This is a genomic window from Variovorax sp. AC103, assembly GCF_979254005.1.
The window spans coordinates 267,990-284,309 of record NZ_CEEDFC010000004.1; the positions used below are offsets into that span (position 1 = coordinate 267,990).

16 protein-coding genes and 1 other RNA gene are annotated in these 16,320 nt (G+C 67.7%); 14 read left to right on the top strand and 3 right to left on the bottom strand.

Going from position 1 to position 16,320, the window contains the following annotated elements:
• Positions 1-30 precede the first annotated feature (30 nt).
• Positions 31-127, bottom strand: an RNA gene (gene ffs / locus AC0IYU_RS07935) — signal recognition particle sRNA small type.
• A 131-nt stretch (positions 128-258) separates the two neighbouring features.
• On the opposite strand from ffs, the gene dnaX reads away from it, so the two are divergent.
• The 8 genes from dnaX (at position 259) to AC0IYU_RS07975 (ending at position 7,738) form a co-directional block, all read left to right on the top strand.
• A complete protein-coding gene (gene dnaX / locus AC0IYU_RS07940) occupies positions 259-2,160 on the top strand; it encodes a DNA polymerase III subunit gamma/tau (protein ID WP_472114924.1) in 1,902 nt (633 codons plus the stop codon).
• A 72-nt stretch (positions 2,161-2,232) separates the two neighbouring features.
• Positions 2,233-2,565 (top strand): YbaB/EbfC family nucleoid-associated protein, encoded by a 333-nt coding sequence (locus AC0IYU_RS07945; protein ID WP_007836669.1) that lies wholly within the window; start codon positions 2,233-2,235, stop codon positions 2,563-2,565.
• Between the two features lie 7 nt (positions 2,566-2,572).
• Positions 2,573-3,163 (top strand): recombination mediator RecR, encoded by a 591-nt coding sequence (gene recR, locus AC0IYU_RS07950; protein WP_435483942.1) that lies wholly within the window; start codon positions 2,573-2,575, stop codon positions 3,161-3,163.
• A gap of 16 nt (positions 3,164-3,179) precedes the next feature.
• A complete protein-coding gene (locus tag AC0IYU_RS07955; RefSeq protein WP_472114927.1) occupies positions 3,180-3,572 on the top strand; it encodes an MAPEG family protein in 393 nt (130 codons plus the stop codon).
• A gap of 172 nt (positions 3,573-3,744) precedes the next feature.
• Complete coding sequence (locus tag AC0IYU_RS07960; RefSeq protein ID WP_472114930.1) at positions 3,745-4,782, top strand: ABC transporter substrate-binding protein; 1,038 nt, start codon at positions 3,745-3,747, stop codon at positions 4,780-4,782.
• Positions 4,783-4,837: 55 nt separating this feature from the next.
• Positions 4,838-5,653: an ABC transporter ATP-binding protein gene (locus AC0IYU_RS07965; RefSeq protein WP_472114934.1), complete on the top strand. Its 816-nt coding sequence runs from the start codon at positions 4,838-4,840 to the stop codon at positions 5,651-5,653.
• Positions 5,653-6,489 (top strand): ABC transporter permease, encoded by an 837-nt coding sequence (locus AC0IYU_RS07970; RefSeq protein ID WP_472114937.1) that lies wholly within the window; start codon positions 5,653-5,655, stop codon positions 6,487-6,489. The genes AC0IYU_RS07965 and AC0IYU_RS07970 overlap by 1 nt, the downstream gene beginning before the upstream one ends.
• Positions 6,490-6,556: 67 nt before the next feature.
• On the top strand, positions 6,557-7,738 hold the full coding sequence (locus AC0IYU_RS07975) for a low temperature requirement protein A (protein WP_472114939.1): 1,182 nt from the start codon (positions 6,557-6,559) through the stop codon (positions 7,736-7,738).
• 36 nt (positions 7,739-7,774) lie between these two features.
• Here AC0IYU_RS07975 and AC0IYU_RS07980 read toward each other — a convergent pair whose 3' ends face one another.
• Positions 7,775-9,373, bottom strand: coding sequence for a transglycosylase SLT domain-containing protein (locus tag AC0IYU_RS07980; protein WP_472114942.1), 1,599 nt, complete (start codon positions 9,371-9,373; stop codon positions 7,775-7,777).
• Positions 9,370-10,149 (bottom strand): hydroxyacylglutathione hydrolase, encoded by a 780-nt coding sequence (gene gloB / locus AC0IYU_RS07985; protein WP_472114944.1) that lies wholly within the window; start codon positions 10,147-10,149, stop codon positions 9,370-9,372. The genes AC0IYU_RS07980 and gloB overlap by 4 nt, the downstream gene beginning before the upstream one ends.
• On the opposite strand from gloB, the gene AC0IYU_RS07990 reads away from it, so the two are divergent.
• The 6 genes from AC0IYU_RS07990 (at position 10,148) to AC0IYU_RS08015 (ending at position 16,302) form a co-directional block, all read left to right on the top strand.
• A complete protein-coding gene (locus AC0IYU_RS07990; protein WP_435483935.1) occupies positions 10,148-10,924 on the top strand; it encodes a class I SAM-dependent methyltransferase in 777 nt (258 codons plus the stop codon). The genes gloB and AC0IYU_RS07990 overlap by 2 nt on opposite strands.
• 39 nt (positions 10,925-10,963) lie before the next feature.
• The gene (gene rnhA, locus AC0IYU_RS07995; RefSeq protein ID WP_435446254.1) at positions 10,964-11,413 is read left to right on the top strand and encodes a ribonuclease HI; all 450 of its coding nucleotides are present in this window, start codon (positions 10,964-10,966) and stop codon (positions 11,411-11,413) included.
• A 110-nt stretch (positions 11,414-11,523) separates the two neighbouring features.
• A complete protein-coding gene (locus tag AC0IYU_RS08000; protein WP_472114946.1) occupies positions 11,524-12,459 on the top strand; it encodes a helix-turn-helix domain-containing protein in 936 nt (311 codons plus the stop codon).
• A gap of 268 nt (positions 12,460-12,727) precedes the next feature.
• Positions 12,728-14,128 carry an amidase gene (locus AC0IYU_RS08005; RefSeq protein WP_472114949.1) on the top strand — a complete coding sequence of 467 codons (1,401 nt, stop codon included), beginning with the start codon at positions 12,728-12,730 and terminating at the stop codon, positions 14,126-14,128.
• Between the two features lie 43 nt (positions 14,129-14,171).
• On the top strand, positions 14,172-15,395 hold the full coding sequence (locus AC0IYU_RS08010; RefSeq protein ID WP_435483932.1) for an urea ABC transporter substrate-binding protein: 1,224 nt from the start codon (positions 14,172-14,174) through the stop codon (positions 15,393-15,395).
• 40 nt (positions 15,396-15,435) lie between these two features.
• Complete coding sequence (locus AC0IYU_RS08015) at positions 15,436-16,302, top strand: ABC transporter permease subunit (RefSeq protein ID WP_472114952.1); 867 nt, start codon at positions 15,436-15,438, stop codon at positions 16,300-16,302.
• Positions 16,303-16,320 lie beyond the last annotated feature (18 nt).

A 16,320-nucleotide genomic window follows, 5' to 3' on the forward strand; every position in this document is an offset into this window, starting at 1 on the left:
CGCACGGAATGAAACGAGGCTGCTGAAGAGGTTGACGAGCCTTACCCCTGGCACTGACTACGCAGTTAGGGCTGCTTGGTTCCCCACCTGACCCGGTTGGCCACTTCACCATGCAGGGAGGCCCGTCAAGCTGCATTCTAACCCTCACTTTTTCGCGCACTTGATGTCGCGTTGACAACCCTTTTCTGCGCCGGGGTCGCACGGCGTTTCTTGGCCGGCGGCCCGGATCGGCGGCTGGTGCCTTTTAGAATGCCCGCAATGTCCTATCTCGTGCTCGCCCGCAAGTTCCGTCCGAAAACCTTCGCCGAGATGGTCGGCCAGGGGCACGTGGTGCAGGCACTCGAGAACGCGCTGACCACGCAGCGCCTGCATCACGCCTATCTGTTCACCGGCACGCGCGGCGTGGGCAAGACCACGGTCTCGCGCATCCTGGCGAAGTCGCTCAACTGCCAGGGGCCGGACGGGCAGGGCGGCATCACGGCCACGCCGTGCGGCGTCTGCCAGGCCTGCCGCGACATCGATTCGGGCCGGTTCGTGGACTACACCGAGCTCGACGCGGCCTCCAACCGCGGCGTGGACGAAGTGCAGTCGCTGCTCGAGCAGGCCGTCTACAAGCCGGTGCAGGGGCGCTTCAAGGTCTTCATGATCGACGAAGTGCACATGCTCACCAACACCGCGTTCAACGCGATGCTGAAGACCCTCGAGGAGCCGCCCGAGTACCTCAAGTTCGTGCTGGCCACCACCGATCCGCAGAAAGTGCCGGTCACGGTGCTGTCGCGCTGCCTGCAGTTCAACCTGCGCCCGATGGCGCCCGAGACGGTGCTCGAACATCTGACGAGCGTGCTGCAGACCGAGCAAGTCCCCGCCGAGCAGCAGGCGCTGCGCCTCCTGGCGCGCGCGGCGCGCGGCTCGATGCGCGATGCGCTGTCGCTCACCGACCAGGCCATCGCCTTCGGCAACGGCGAGCTGCTCGAGACCGGCGTGCGCCAGATGCTCGGCAGCGTCGATCGCGGGCATGTGTTCCGCCTGATCGAGGCGCTGGCGCAAGGCGACGGCAAGACGGTGGTCGAGACCTCGGAGGCGCTGCGCGTCGACGGCATGTCCGCCGCCTCCACGCTGGAAGAAATGACGGCTGTGCTGCAGGCCATGGCGGTGCTGCAGGCGGTGCCTTCTCGGGCGGAATCGGCCGACTCGGCCACCGACCCCGACGCGGCCGACACCGCGCGCCTCGCCGCGCTGATGCCGGCCGACGAAACGCAACTGCTCTACAGCCTCTGCCTGCACGGCCGCGGCGAGCTGGGCCTGGCGCCCGACGAGTACGCCGCGCTGACCATGGTGCTGCTGCGGCTGCTGGCCTTCAAACCGTCCCACGCGGCTGCTTCGACAGCCTCCACGGAAAAAAAAACTCTGAATGAAGCTGCGGCGGTCGTGCCGCAGGCCCCGGCACGCGCCGCGCCCGCGGCGCCCGTTGCATCGATGACCGCGCCCTCGGCGCCCCTTGCCCCGGTACCTGCACCCGCACCCGCAGCGGTTCGCCCTCCCGCAGAGCCGCCGGCCTCGGCTGCTCCCGCACCCACCGCGCCCGCTGCGCCTGCCGCCCCGGCAGGCCAACGCCTCTCGGTGGTCGACGAACCCCGCCATGCCGACCCCCGTCCGGCGCCCACGGAAGCGTCTGCCAAGGTCTTCGGCGTACCGATTCGCGTGCAGCCGCCGGCGGGTGCGCGCGACGTGCCGCATGCCGAAGGGCAACGCGGTGCCTTCACGCCCATTCCCCCCAGCGAGGACGGCGATTTCTGGTACGCCACGGTCACCCAGCTGGTCGCGTCCGAGGCCATTACGGCACTGGCGCGCGAACTGGCGCTGCAGTCGCAACTGGTGGGGCGTGACACCGACCAATGGCTGCTGCGCATCGAGCGCGAAACGCTCAGCCAGCCTTCCAGCCGCGAAAAGCTGACCACTGCCCTGGCTGCCATCGGCCATGACGTCAAGCTGGCCATCGAGATCGGTGGCGTCATCGACAGCCCCGCGCGCCGCAACAAGCAGGCCGCCGAAGAGCGCCAGCGGGTGGCCGAAGACGCCATCCTGAGCGACCCCGAGGTGCAGGCGCTGATGCGCGACTTCGATGCGAAGATCGTCCCTGGCACGCTGAAGCCGGTCTGACACCGGACCGATGGCCCGTCTCTCTTATCCTTCCCCACTTTCCAACCCATCTCAATCGACTAGGACCACACGATGTTCAACAAAGGACAACTCGCCGGCCTCATGAAGCAGGCGCAGGCAATGCAGGACAACCTCAAGAAGGCCCAGGAAGAACTGGCGCACATCGAGGTCGAAGGCGAGTCCGGTGCCGGTCTCGTGAAGGTCGTCATGACCTGCAAGCACGACGTCAAGCGCATCACCATCGACCCCAGCCTGCTGGCGGACGACAAGGACATGCTCGAAGACCTCGTGGCCGCAGCCTTCAACGCTGCCGTGCGCAAGGCCGAGGAAACGAGCGAACAGAAGATGGGCAAGCTGACGGCCGGCATGCCCGGTCTGCCGCCCGGCATGAAGCTGCCGTTCTAAGCGGTACATGGCAGACGCAAGCTCGCTCGACGCCCTGGTCGATGCGCTGCGCCGCCTGCCGGGTGTCGGCATCAAGTCGGCCTCGCGCATGGCGTTCCATCTGTTGCAGCACGACCGCGACGGCGCGCAGCTGCTCGCGCGCGCGTTGCAGCAGGCCGCGGGCCATGTGCGGCACTGCGAGCTGTGCAACACCTTCACCGAAGCGCCGATCTGCAACGTCTGCATGGACTCCCGTCGCGACGGCACCAAGCTCTGCGTGGTCGAGACGCCGGCCGACCAGGCCGCGCTGGAGCGCACTGGCGCGTTTCGCGGCTACTACTTCGTGCTCATGGGCAAGCTCAGTCCGCTCGACGGCATCGGGCCCAACGACATCGGCCTGCAGAAGCTCTTCGACCGCGCCCGCGACGGCACGGTGAGCGAAGTCATCCTGGCCACGAACTTCACGGCAGAAGGCGAAGCCACCGCGCATGTGATCGGCGAAGCGCTCAAGCAGCATGGCCTGACCGTGACACGCCTGGCGCGCGGCGTGCCGGCCGGCAGCGAGCTCGAATACGTGGACCTCGGCACCATCGCCCACGCGCTGGTCGACCGCCGCTAACACAGCCCCCCTCGACATGACCTTCTCATTGCTCACCGTCGCCTACTGGTGCGTGTTCATCGCCTGCGGCCTGCCGTACCTCTCCGCGTGGCTCGCCAAGGCCGGCAGCTTCGGGCCGCGCGACAACCAGCACCCGCGCGACTGGGCCGCCAGGCAGAGCGGCTGGCGCGCACGCGCCAACAGTGCGCAGGCGAACAGCTTCGAAGGGCTGCCGTTCTTCGTCGGCGCGGTGATCATCGCGCACCAGCTCGGCGCGGCGCAGTCCCGCCTGGACATGCTCGCCGTGGCCTACGTGGTGCTGCGCGTGATCTACCTGGGGCTCTATATCAAGGGCATCGGCGGTGCGCGCAGCGCGGTCTGGGCCCTGGCGTTCCTGGTGAACGTCGCGATTCTTTTCCTCGCGCGGTAAGCGCGCAGGACAAGCGCAGAAGAACGGTTGGCCACGGGTCTCCTGGAGGCCTTCGTGCTTACGTGAAAACCCGCACGGGATGACCCCGATGCAGTGGCGTGATGCGGCCTCTAAGCTCGATTCAGTTCACAGGAATCGCAGAGCCTACAGGCCCCGTCACAGGCACCGTTTCATGCTTCATCGCCGCGCCCTCATTTCAGCCTCCGCCATTGCCGCCGCAACCATCGCGTTGCCGCGTGTCTTTGCGCAGCAGGCGAAGCTGGAGAAGACGAAGATCTCCATCGCCGTGGGCGGCAAGGCGGCGTTTTATTACCTGCCGCTCACCATTTCCGAGCAGCTGGGCTACTTCAAGGCCGAAGGGCTCGATGTCGAAATTTCCGACTTCGCCGGCGGCGCGCGCGCGCTGCAGGCGGTGGTCGGCGGTTCGGCCGATGTCTGTTCGGGAGCGTACGAACACACCATCAACCTGCAGGCCAAGAACCAGTTCTTCCAGGCCTTCGTGCTGCAGGGCCGCGCACCGCAGATCGCGGTGGGCGTGTCGACCAAGAACATGGCGGGCTACACCGGCATTCAAGACCTCAAGGGCAAGAAGATCGGCGTCTCGGCGCCGGGATCATCGACCAACATGGTGGCCAACCTCGTGCTGTCGCGCGGCGGGCTGAAGGCCAGCGACGTGAGCTTCATCGGCGTGGGCGTGGCGGCCGGCGCGCTCACCGCGCTGCGCTCGGGCCAGATCGACGCCATCAGCAACACGGATCCGGTGATGACCATGCTCGAGCAGAAGGGCGACGTGAAGATCATCAGCGACACGCGCACGCTCAAGGGTACGGAACAGGTGTTCGGCGGCACGATGCCGGCGGCCTGCCTGTACGCGTCGGCCGACTTCGTCCAGAAGAATCCCAACACCTGCCAGGCGCTGGCCAATGCCATCGTGCACGGGCTGAAGTGGCTGCAGACGGCGGGGCCGGGCGACATCATCAAGACGGTGCCCGAGACCTATCTGCTCGGCGACCGCGCGCTGTACCTCGCGTCCTTCGACAAGGTGCGCGAATCGATCGCCACCGACGGCCTCGTGCCCACGGACGGGCCCAAGACGGCGCTCACCGCGATCGCGAGCTTCGACACCTCCGTGAAGGCCGACAAGATCGACCTCGCGAAAACCTACACCAACGATTTTGCCCGGCGCGCGAAAGACAGGTTCAAAGCCTGACGACGAACGTCCCCGCGACCCGGCTTCGGCCGGGTTTTTTATTCCCCGTCCGACGATGCACGACCACGCACTCGAACTCCTCTCCATCAGCTGCACCTTCCACTCGAAGGACGATCCCGGCCAGCGCTACACCGCGGTGGCGGACACCACGCTGCGCATCAAGGCCGGGGAGTTCGTGTCGGTGGTCGGTCCCACGGGCTGCGGCAAGTCGACGCTGCTGAACGTGGGCGCGGGCCTGCTGGCGCCTTCGTCGGGTACGGTGAAGGTCTTCGGCCAGACGCTCGCGGGTGTCAACGCGCGCGCGGGCTACATGTTCCAGACCGAGGCGCTGATGCCGTGGCGCAGCGCGGTCGACAACGTGATGGTGGGGCTGCAGTACCGCGGCGTGCCCGATGCCGATGCGCGCCGGCAGGCCGAGGCGTGGCTCTCGCGCGTGGGTCTCTCGGGCTTCGGCGACCGCTACCCGCACCAGCTCTCCGGTGGCATGCGCAAGCGCGTGGCGCTGGCGCAGACGCTGGTGCTCGACCCCGACATCATCCTGATGGACGAGCCTTTCAGCGCGCTCGACATCCAGACGCGCCAGCTGATGGAGAACGAGGTGCTGGACCTCTGGAGCGCCAAGAAGAAAGCGGTGCTGTTCATCACGCACGATCTCGACGAGGCCATCGCCATGAGCGACCGCGTGGTGGTGCTGTCGGCCGGGCCGGCCACGCACCCGATCGGCGAATTCGCGATCGACCTCGCACGCCCGCGCGACGTGGCCGAGGTGCGCACGCAGCCGCGCTTCGTCGAGCTGCACACGCAGATCTGGGAGGTGCTGCGCGACGAGGTGCTCAAGGGCTATGCGCAGCAACTGAGGAAGGCCGCCTGATGGCCCGCCTCGGACTCAACGAACGCAACGCGCGCTTCTGGCAACTGGCGCTGCTGGTGGTCATTCTGGTGGCGTGGCACCTTGCCTCGCGCAACCAGCAGTTCGCCTTCTTCCTGGGCGAGCCCGTCCAGGTGGCGGGTCGCATCTGGAGCTGGTTCCTGCCGTTCGCGGTGCCGGCCAACGTGTTCTTTCCCGAAGGGCTGAAGGGCAACGCCGACATCTACCTGCACCTGGGCACCACGCTGCTGGAGACCGTGCTGGCGTTCGGCATCGGTACCGTGCTCGGGCTGGCCTGCGGGCTGTGGCTGGCGCTCGCGCCCACCGCGAGCCTGATCCTCGACCCCTACATCAAGGCCGCCAACTCGATGCCGCGCGTGATCCTCGCGCCCATCTTCGCGCTGTGGTTCGGCCTGGGCATCTGGAGCAAGGTGGCGCTGGCCGTCACGCTGGTGTTCTTCATCGTCTTCTTCAACGTCTACCAGGGCGTGCGCGAGGTGAGCCCGGTGGTGCTGGCCAACGCGAAGATGCTGGGTGCCAACCAGCGGCAGCTGCTGCGCACCGTGTACCTGCCGAGCGCGACGAGCTGGGTGTTCTCCAGCCTGCACACGTCGGTGGGGCTGGCCTTCGTGGGCGCGGTGGTGGGCGAGTACCTGGGCTCGGCGCGCGGCGTGGGCTACCTGATTCTCCAGGCCGAGGGCACCTTCGACGTCAACACCGTGTTCGCAGGCATCGTGGTGCTCACCGCCTTTGCGCTGGTGCTCGACGGCATCGTGGGCCTGGTCGAAAAGCGCCTCATGAAGTGGCAGCCCAGAACGGGCGAAACCGAAAAGCTCTAGCCCCGGCGTGCGTGCGATGATCCCGCGCGGTGCGCAGGGCGCCGCAACGAATCCACCGGGGTGAACGATGAATCAGGACCACAAGCGGGCCACGACCTTGCGCTCGCGCGACCAGGCGGCCAGGGTCTCGAACGAAGAACTGTTCTTCGACCTGGTCTACGCGTTCTCCGTCACGCAGCTGTCCCACTACCTGCTCGACCACCTCACGCTGCTGGGCGCGTTCCAGACGCTGGTGATGTGGTTCGCCGTATGGCTGGGCTGGCAGTACACGGCGTGGACCACCAACTGGTTCAACCCCGGCACGCTGCGCATCCGCGGCGTGCTGTTCGCGATCATGCTGCTGGCCCTGGTGATGGCCTCGGCGCTGCCCGGGGCCTTTGCCGAGCGGGGGCTGGTGTTCGCGCTGTGCTTCGTGGGCATCCAGGCGGGGCGCACGCTCTGCATGCTGATCGCCATCGGCCGCAACGATCCGCTCACGCCCAACTTCCGCCGCCTGCTGGCCTGGAACTGCGTGGCGGGGGCATTCTGGATCGCGGGCGGCCTGGCCGACGGGCCGGTGCGCCTTGCGCTGTGGTTCGGCGGCGTGCTGTGCGAGTACATCGCGCCGATGATCGGGCTGCACTTTCCGGGGTTGGGTCGCTCGTCGACGCGCGAATGGACCATCGACGGCGGCCACCTGGCCGAGCGCTGCCAGCTGTTCGTGATCGTGGCGCTGGGCGAGTCGGTGCTGGCCACCGGCATCGCCTTCGGGCACCACGCCGAATGGCATGCCGCCGACCTGTTCGCGCTGCTCGTGGGCTTTGCGGGCAGCCTGGCGATGTGGTGGATGTACTTCGACACCAGCGCCAAGGAGGCGACGCACGTCATCGAGCATTCGGCGGACCCGGGCGCCATCGGCGCCAAATTCCACTACACGCACGTGATCCTGGTGGCCGGCATCATCGTGTGCGCGGTGGCCGACGAACTGACGATCGGCGAGGGCGCGCACCATGCCGAGCTCAAGTACCTGGGCGCCCTGATCGGCGGGCCGGCGCTCGACCTGTTCGGCAATGCGCTGTTCAAGCGCGTGGTGCGCGGCTTCCTGCCGCAGTCGCATCTGTACGGGCTGGGCCTGCTGGCGGTGCTTGCGGTCTTCGGGTCGCACCTCACGGTGATGGCGGTGGGCGCACTGACCACGGTCATCATGATTGCCGTGGCCGCGCTCGAAGCGGTAGTGCGCCGCAGGGCGTGGGCCGCCAAGGCCCACTGAAGCGGCGAACGCAGCAAATGCGGCGAACCGCGGGGTTCAGCGCTGCTTCTTCGCCGGCGTGCCGCCGCGCTTCTCGCGCACGACTGGCTGCTTGCTGCTGGCAGGCACCTTGACGATGTTGGAGCCCCTGGGCGCCGCCGCCTTGGAGGGCGCCGCCGCGCCGCGCCGCGAGGTCGTGACCGTGGGCGTGTGGGCGACGGGCCGGATGCCGGTGCCGACGCGGGCCGCGACGCTCGCGCGGATGGGCAGGTACACCACCACGCTGTAGCCCCGCTTGAACGCGTGGTTCTGCTGCACGTCGTTCCACTCGGCCACGTTGGCGGGCTTGAGGTTGTAGCGCCGCGCGATGCTGGCCACGTTGTCGGCGCGCCCAGCCTTCACGGTGGTGCGGCGGGTGACGATTTCGGGCTGGAAGCTCAGGTGACCACCGTCGGCCACGACCGCCGCCACGTCTTCCTTCACGCGCGCGCCGCGCGGCACGATCAGCGTCGAGCCGGCCTTGATGAGCATGCGCGGTGGCACGTTGTTCATGGCGCGCAGGTCGGCTTCGCTCATGCCCGAGCGCTGGGCGGCGTCGGCCACCGTCATGGTGGTGGGCACGACCCAGGCGGTCCAGCTGGCGTACTGGCCTTGCGAGTAGGCGTCGAAGTTGCGCTGGAACACGGCCGCGTTGTCCCAGGGCAGCAGGATCTGCGGCGTGCCGGAGGCGATGAGCACGGGCTTGTGCGCGGCCGGGTTCAGGGCGCGGAAGTCTTCCAGCCGCACATCGGCCAGCTTGGCGGCGAGCTCCACGTCGAGGTCGCGCGTGAGCGTGACGGTCTGGAAGTACGGGTGGTTGGCGATCACCGGCAGCTCGGTGTTGAAGGCCTGCGGGTTCGCCACGATGTTCTTCACGGCCTGCAGCTTGGGCACGTACAGGCGCGTTTCGGCCGGCATCGTCAGGTCGCTGTAGGTGGTGGGCAGGCCCAGCCGCTGGTTCTTGGCGATGGCGCGGCTCACACTGCCTTCGCCCCAGTTGTAGGCGGCCAGGGCGAGCTGCCAGTCGCCGAACATGCCGTAGAGCTTTTGCAGGTAGTCGAGCGCGGCGCGGGTGGAGGCCAGCACGTCGCGGCGGTCGTCGCGAAAGATGTTCTGCTTCAGGTCGAAGTCGTTGCCGGTGGCCGGCATGAACTGCCACATGCCCGCCGCGCGCGCGCTGGAGACGGCCTGCGGGTTGAACGCGCTCTCGATGTAGGGCAGCAGCGCGAGCTCGGTCGGCATGTTGCGGCGCTCGAGTTCCTCGACGATGTGGAAGATGTACTTGTCCGAGCGCGCGGTCATGCGCTGGATGTAGTCGGGCCGGCTGGCGTACCACTGCTCGCGGTCGCGAACCAGGTCGCTTTCCAGGTTGGGCATCTTGAAGCCGCGGCGGATGCGGTCCCACATGTCCACCGGCGGGGCGAGCGTGACCACGCTTTGCGACTGCGCGCTGCCGCTGGCAAGCGGGGAGAGGGCGCTGCGCGGATAGACCGGGGCCGCACTGCCGGTGCCGCCGGCCTGGGGTGAAGAAGAGGAGGGTGTGGAGCTGTTGTTCGTGCCCGCGCAGCCCGCGAGCACCAGTGAACCTGCAAGGCAGGTGGCAGCGAAAAATTTCATCGGAAGTCGTTTTTCCATTGGCGCAGTGCGGCGAACACGTCGGCTTGGGCTGCGTCGGCAGCCAGCTCGGCGTGGGCACGCACCGCTCGAAGGACAGTGGCTTCGCGGCTGCGAAGAAAAGGGTTGATCTGGCGTTCGGTGGCCAGTTGCGAGGGCAGCGTCGGCTGCCCCTGCGCGCGCAGGCTTTCGCAGTGCGCGTAGTAGAGACTCAGTTCGGCGTTGCCCGGTTCCACGGCCAGCGCGAAACGCAGGTTAGAAAGTGTGTATTCGTGGGCGCAGCAGACACGGGTATCGCCGGGCAGCGCAGCAAGCGCGTCGAGCGAATGCAGCATCTGCGCGGGCGTGCCCTCGAACAGGCGCCCGCAGCCGCCGGAGAACAGCGTGTCGCCGCAGAAAAGCAACGGCGCCTGGGAAGGCGCCGCTGGCAGGAAGTAGGCGATGTGCCCGGCGGTGTGGCCCGGCACGTCGATCACCTGGAACTGCAGCCCCAGCACCTCGGCCACGTCGCCCTGCGCCATCGGCGTGAAGGGCTCGGGAATGCGCTCGGTCGCGGGGCCCCACACCGGCGCGCCGGTGGCCGCGTGCAGTGCGGCCACGCCGCCCGTGTGATCGGCGTGGTGGTGCGTGACTAGAATCGCGGCGAGCTGCAGCTTGTGGCGCGCGAGCGCGTCGAACACCGGTTGGGCATCGCCCGGATCCACCACGATGGCGTGGGACCCGTCGTGCAGCATCCAGATGTAGTTGTCGGCGAAGGCGGGCAGCGGAACAAGGGTCATGAGCGGTCAAATTATAGGTTTGCATGATTGGTTCGCGACCCCCCCGGGGCGCTACCTTCTGGCTTGGGAGCAGGCCCAGTTCGACCAGGCGGTGGCCGACGTGTTCGGCTATCACGCGCTGCAGCTGGGCGCGGCCGAGGTCGACGCCCTGCGCACCAACCGCATGCCGCACCGCTGGCTGGCGCTGGACGACCCGGCGCGCGGCGCCAGAGGGACGCTCCTGACCGACTTTGCGGCACTGCCGTTCGCGGCCAACAGCCTGGACCTGGTGGTGCTGCCCCACGCGCTGGAGCTCAGCCCTGACCCGCACGCCACCCTGCGCGAGGTCGAGCGGGTGCTGGTGCCCGAGGGCCGGGTGGTGATCTGCGGGCTCAACCCGGCCAGCCTGTGGGGCATGCGGCAGCGCAGGGCGCATCTTTACCGCAAGCTGGGCGTCGGCGATCTCTACCTGCCCGAGGGCGGGGAGTTCATCGGCTACTGGCGCATGCGCGACTGGCTGCGGCTGCTGAGCTTCGAGGTCGAGTCGGGCCGCTTCGGCATCTACCGGCCGGCCGTGCGCAGCGAGGCCTGGCTGGAGCGCGCGCGCTGGATGGACGCCGCCGGCGAGCGCTGGTGGCCGATCTTCGGCGCGGCCTACTTCCTGGTGGCGGTGAAGCGCGTGCGCGGCATGCGCCTGCTCAGCGCCGACTGGCGCCGTGCCGCCGCCCGGACGACGGCGCCCGTGCCCATTGCGGGCAAGGTGCACCGCAACAAGACCGGCGAACCCGGCAATTGAAAAGAAAATGACGAAAACGAATACACAAGGACAGTCGGTTTGAACGAAGTCGTGATCTACACAGACGGTGCATGCAAGGGCAACCCTGGCCCCGGAGGCTGGGGCGCGTGGCTCAAGTCCGGTGCCACCGAGAAGGACCTGTTCGGCGGTGAACTCGACACCACCAACAACCGCATGGAGCTGACCGCCGTCATCGAAGGCCTGGCCGCGCTCAAGCGGCCCTGCAAGGTGCTGCTTTACCTCGACAGCCAGTACGTGCGCAAGGGCATCACCGAGTGGATCCGTGGCTGGAAGGCCAAGGGCTGGATGACCGCGAGCAAACAGCCCGTGAAGAACGTCGAGCTCTGGCAGCGGCTCGACAAGCTGGTGGCCGAGGGCGGCCACCAGATCGAATGGCGCTGGGTCAAGGGCCACTCCGGCGACCCGGGCAACGAGCGCGCCGACATGCTGGCCAACAAGGGCGTGGACAAGGCACTCGGCCGCCTTTGATGCACGGCTGACCCGGGTCGGGCCCCTGCGCAAGGGGCATGGATGTTGCTAGAGTGCGTTTCGGCGCCACCGGGCGGTTCCCGCCTCACGGTCACTCATTCGTTCGCAGCATGAACCTCGACTACACCACCGACGCGGTCGACCCCGGCCAGCGCTTCGACTACTGGAGCGACGTGGTCTGCAGGCACTTCATTCCCGCCAAGAGCCTGGTGCCCGACCGCGCGCATTTCAATGCGCGCTTTTCGGTGCGTTCGCTGGGCAACCTCACACTGGCCGAGATGTGTTCCCCGCGGTGCCTCTGGGAGCGCGATGCCCGGCACCTGCGCAGCGGGCCCAACGAAGACTTCATGCTCAGCCTGATGGTGTCGGGCCATGGCGTGCTGTCGCAGTCGGGCCGCAGCGTGCAGCAGCGCAACGGCGACATCGTGCTGTACGACGCCGCGCGCCCCTTCACCTTCGACCTCGCGCCCGAATCGGCGCTGCTGGTGCGCATTCCGCGCATGCAGCTGCTGTGCCGCGTGCCCGAGGCGCACAACCTCACGGCCATGCACCTGGCCGAGGGCCACCCCATAGCGAAGCTGTTGGGCACCATGATCCGCGAGGCGGCGGTGCTCGACATTTCAGGGCGCGACGGCATGCAGGCCAGCCTGGCGAGCTCGCTGCTGGACATGCTCTCGGCCGCGCTGCAGGTGCAGGCCGAAGGCACGGACTCGGCGCGTACCGCGCACGGTGCACTGCTGCAGAAAACGCGCGACTACATCGTGGCCCATCTCGACGACTGCGAGCTCGACGTGGCGCAGATCGCCCGCGCACAGAACGTCTCGGCCCGCACGCTGGCGCGGGTGTTCGCCGAGCAGGGCACCACACCGACGCAGTGGCTGTGGAAGCAGCGGCTCGAAGCCAGCCACCGTGCGCTGACGGACGGGCGCGTGCGGCAGGTCACGCAGGCGGCGTTCCAGTACGGATTCAGCGACATGTCGCACTTCTGCCGGGTCTTCAAGAAGGCCTACGGCGTGACGCCGCAGACGCTCCTGCGCCGGCACTGAGCCTGCAACGCCTGCAGATCGTCGGCGGGCCCTTCGGCCAGGCCGCGCCGCTGCGCGCCGGCCATGCCTTCCAGCCTGCCACCGCCTTCCATCGGCGCAAGCCTGTTCCGCGCTGACCTGCGCTGACAGGCACAGGCTGGCCGAACCAGCACATTGCAATGGCGCTGTGAGCAAAGCGCTCCCAGCCGCCGGCCGATAACTTCGGTACCTGCTCTGGACGCGCTTCCAGAGCCCTTCTTTCTTCAACAACGACCGGAGTCCTCCCGCCATGTCGAGCAACGATCTGCATTACCTCGAGCTTCTTGAAGTCGGCCGCCTCATCCAGTCCCGGGAACTGTCTTCGGTGGAGGTGACGAAGGCGCAGTTCGCGCGCATCGACGAGGTAGACGGCGCCCTGAAGAGCTATGTGCGCGTGATGACCGACTCGGCGCTGGCCGAAGCCGAGCGCGCCGATGCCGAGATCGCCAAGGGGCAGCTGCGCGGCCCGCTGCAGGGCGTGCCGGTCGGCGTGAAGGACCTGTGCTGGACCCAAGGCGTGCCTACCGCCGCCGGCATGACGCTGTACAAGGACTTCGTGCCCACCGAAGACGGCACCGTGGTGCGCAAGCTGCGCGAGGCCGGTGCGGTCATCCTCGGCAAGCTGCAGCTCACCGAGAGCGCGTACGCCGACCACCATCCGTTGGTGTCGCCGCCGGTCAATCCGTGGAACGCGGCGCACTGGCCGGGCGTGTCGTCCAGCGGCTCGGGCGTGGCCACGGCGGCGGGCCTGTGCTACGGCTCGTTGGGCACCGACACGGGCGGCTCCATTCGTTTTCCCTCGGCCGCCAACGGCCTCACGGGCCTGAAGCCGACCTGGGGCCGCGTGAGCCGCTACGGCGCCTTCGAGCTGGCGGCCACGCTGGACCACATCGGCCCGATGACCCGCAGCGCGGCCGACGCGGGCGCCATGCTCGGCGCCATCGCCGGCGCCGACGCGAAGGACCCCACGGCCAGCCTGCTGCCCGTGCCCGACTACCTCGCGGACATGGCCAAGGGCCTGGCCGGCCTGCGCGTGGGCATCGACACGCGCTGGACCACCGATGGCGTCGATGCGCCGACGCGCGCGGTGCTCGACGCCGCCATTGCGGCCGTGAAGACGCTGGGGGGCCAGGTGCGCGAAGTGAGCTTCCCCGACCCCACGCAGGCCATCGAAGACTGGTTTCCGCTGTGCGGCATGGAGGCCGCCGTGGTGCATGAGAAGACCTACCCTTCGCGCAAGGACATGTACGGCCCGGCGGTGGCCGGTCTGGTCGAGCTGGGCCTGGCGCAGCGCGGTGTCGACTACCAGAAGATCGTGCTGCGCCGCCACGACTTCAGCGGCAAGGTGAGGGCGCTGTTCCAGGACATCGACCTGCTGCTGATCCCGGCCACGGGCATCGCGTCGCCGACGATGGAGCGCATGTCGCAGATGGGCGTGGACGCCGATCTGATGTCCGCGATGCTGCGCTACACCTGCCCCTTCGACATGACGGGCAGCCCCACGATCACGCTGCCCGGCGGCTTCACGCCCGCGGGCATGCCGGTGGCCTTCCAGTTCGTGGCGCGCCACTTCGACGAGGCGCTGCTGGTGCGCGCGGGCGCGGCCTTCCAGCAATCGACCGACTGGCACCGCAAGCACCCGGCGCTCTGAATCTCTTTCCTCCTTTCTTCACATCCCTCGAAAGCACATCACCATGAAACTACGTCACGCGCTTGTCTCCCTGGGTTGCACGCTGGCCCTGGCCACCTCCGCATGGGCCGCGGACCCGCTGAAGGTCGGGCTGATGGAAGACGTCTCGGGCGACCTCGCCTTCATGGGCAAGCCCAAGCTCAACGGTTCGCTGCTGGCGGTGGAAGAAATCAACAAGGCCGGCGGCATCATGGGCCGGCAGGTGGAGCTGATTCACCTCGACCCGCAGGGCGACAACGCGCGCTACCAGGAGTTCACGCGGCGCCTGCTGAGCAAGGACAAGGTCGACGTGCTCATCGGCGGCATCACCTCGGCCTCGCGCGAGGCCGTGCGCCCCATCGTCGACCGCACGCAGACGCCGTACTTCTATACCAACCAGTACGAAGGCGGCGTGTGCGACGCCAACATGATCAGCATGGGCGCGGTGCCCGAGCAGCAGTTCTCCACGCTCATTCCCTACATGGTCGAGAAGTTCGGCAAGAAGGTCTACGTGGTGGCGGCCGACTACAACTTCGGCCAGATCAGCGCCGAGTGGAACCGCTCGATATTGAAGGACATCGGCGGCACCGTGGTGGGCGAGGAGTTCATTCCGCTGGGCGTTTCGCAGTTCGCGCAGACCATCCAGAACATCCAGAAGGCCAAGCCCGACTGGCTGTTGATGCTCAACGTGGGCGCCGCGCAAGACTCGTTCTTCGAGCAGGCCGCCGCCGCCAAGCTGAACCTGCCAATGGGCTCGTCGGTGAAGGTGATGCTGGGCTTCGAGCACAAGCGCTTCGCGCCGCCGGCGCTCAACCGCATGCACGCCACGGCCAACTGGTTCGAGGAGATCGATTCGCCCGCCGCCACCGATTTCAAGAAGCGCTGGCACGCCAAGTTCCCCAACGAGCCGTACATCAACGACATGGGCTACAACGCCTACAACGCGCTGTACATGTACAAGACGATGGTGGAGAAGGCCAAGTCGACCAAGCTGGCCGACCTGCGCAAGGTGATCGCATCGGGCGACGCGTGCATCGAGGCAGGAGAGGGCAAGATCTGCATCGACCCCAAGAGCCAGCACGCCTCGCACCAGATGCGCCTGATCGCGGTGGACGAGAAGCACAAGGTCAACGTGCTGAAGGACTACGGGACCATCCAGCCGTACTGGCTGGGCAAGATCGGTTGCGACCTGACGAAGAACAACGACAAGAAGCAGTACACGCCTTCGGACCTGCCGAAGAAGTCCTGACACCCGCGCCCTTCATCCGCGTTCTTCAAAGGACCCTGCGGTGTTCGCCGAAATCTTTTCGTTCTTCTACCAGTTCGCGGACGTGTTCGCGTTCCTCATCCTGTCGGCCGCCGGGCTGGCGATCGTGTTCGGGATGATGGGCGTGATCAACATGGCCCACGGCGAGTTCATCATGTGCGGGGCCTACGTGACGGTGGGCCTGGTGCATGCGGGCTTTGCGCTGCCGCTCGCGCAGCTGTGCGGCACGCTGGCCGCCGGGCTCATCGGCGTGGTGCTGGAGTGGAGCCTGGTGCGCAAGCTCTACAAGCGCCCGCTCGATTCGCTGCTGGCCACCTGGGGGCTGAGCCTGATCGTCACGCAGGGCATGCTGCTGACGGTGGGCTCGTCGGTCACGGGTATCGGCACGCCCGAAGGCAGCTTCGTGGTGGGCGGCTACACCTTCTCGGTGTACCGCATGGTGCTGTTCGCGGCAGCCGTGGCGGTGCTGGGCGGCATCTACTTCATCTTCATGCGCACCCGCTTCGGCGTGCATGCGCGCGCCACGATGCAGAACGCGTCCATTGCGCAGGCCACCGGCGTGCGCGTGGGGCGGGTGTATGCGCTGAGCTTCGGCATCGGGGCGGCGCTGGCCGGCCTGTGCGGCGCGCTGTATGCGCCCACCATGACGCTGATCCCGACGATGGGCGCGGCCTTCCTGGTCGAGAGCTTCGTCACGGTGGTGGTGGGCGGTGCCAACGTGCTGCTGGGCACCGCGCCGGCCGGCATCCTGCTGGCGGTGATCCGCACCGGGCTCAACGGCTGGGGCGGGCAGATCGTGGGGCAGATCGGCATGCTGCTCGCGGTGATCGTCGTCATCCGCATCCTGCCCGAGGGGGTGTCGGGCTGGCTGGCACGCAAAACCCGATGAACCGCGCTGAACCACGCT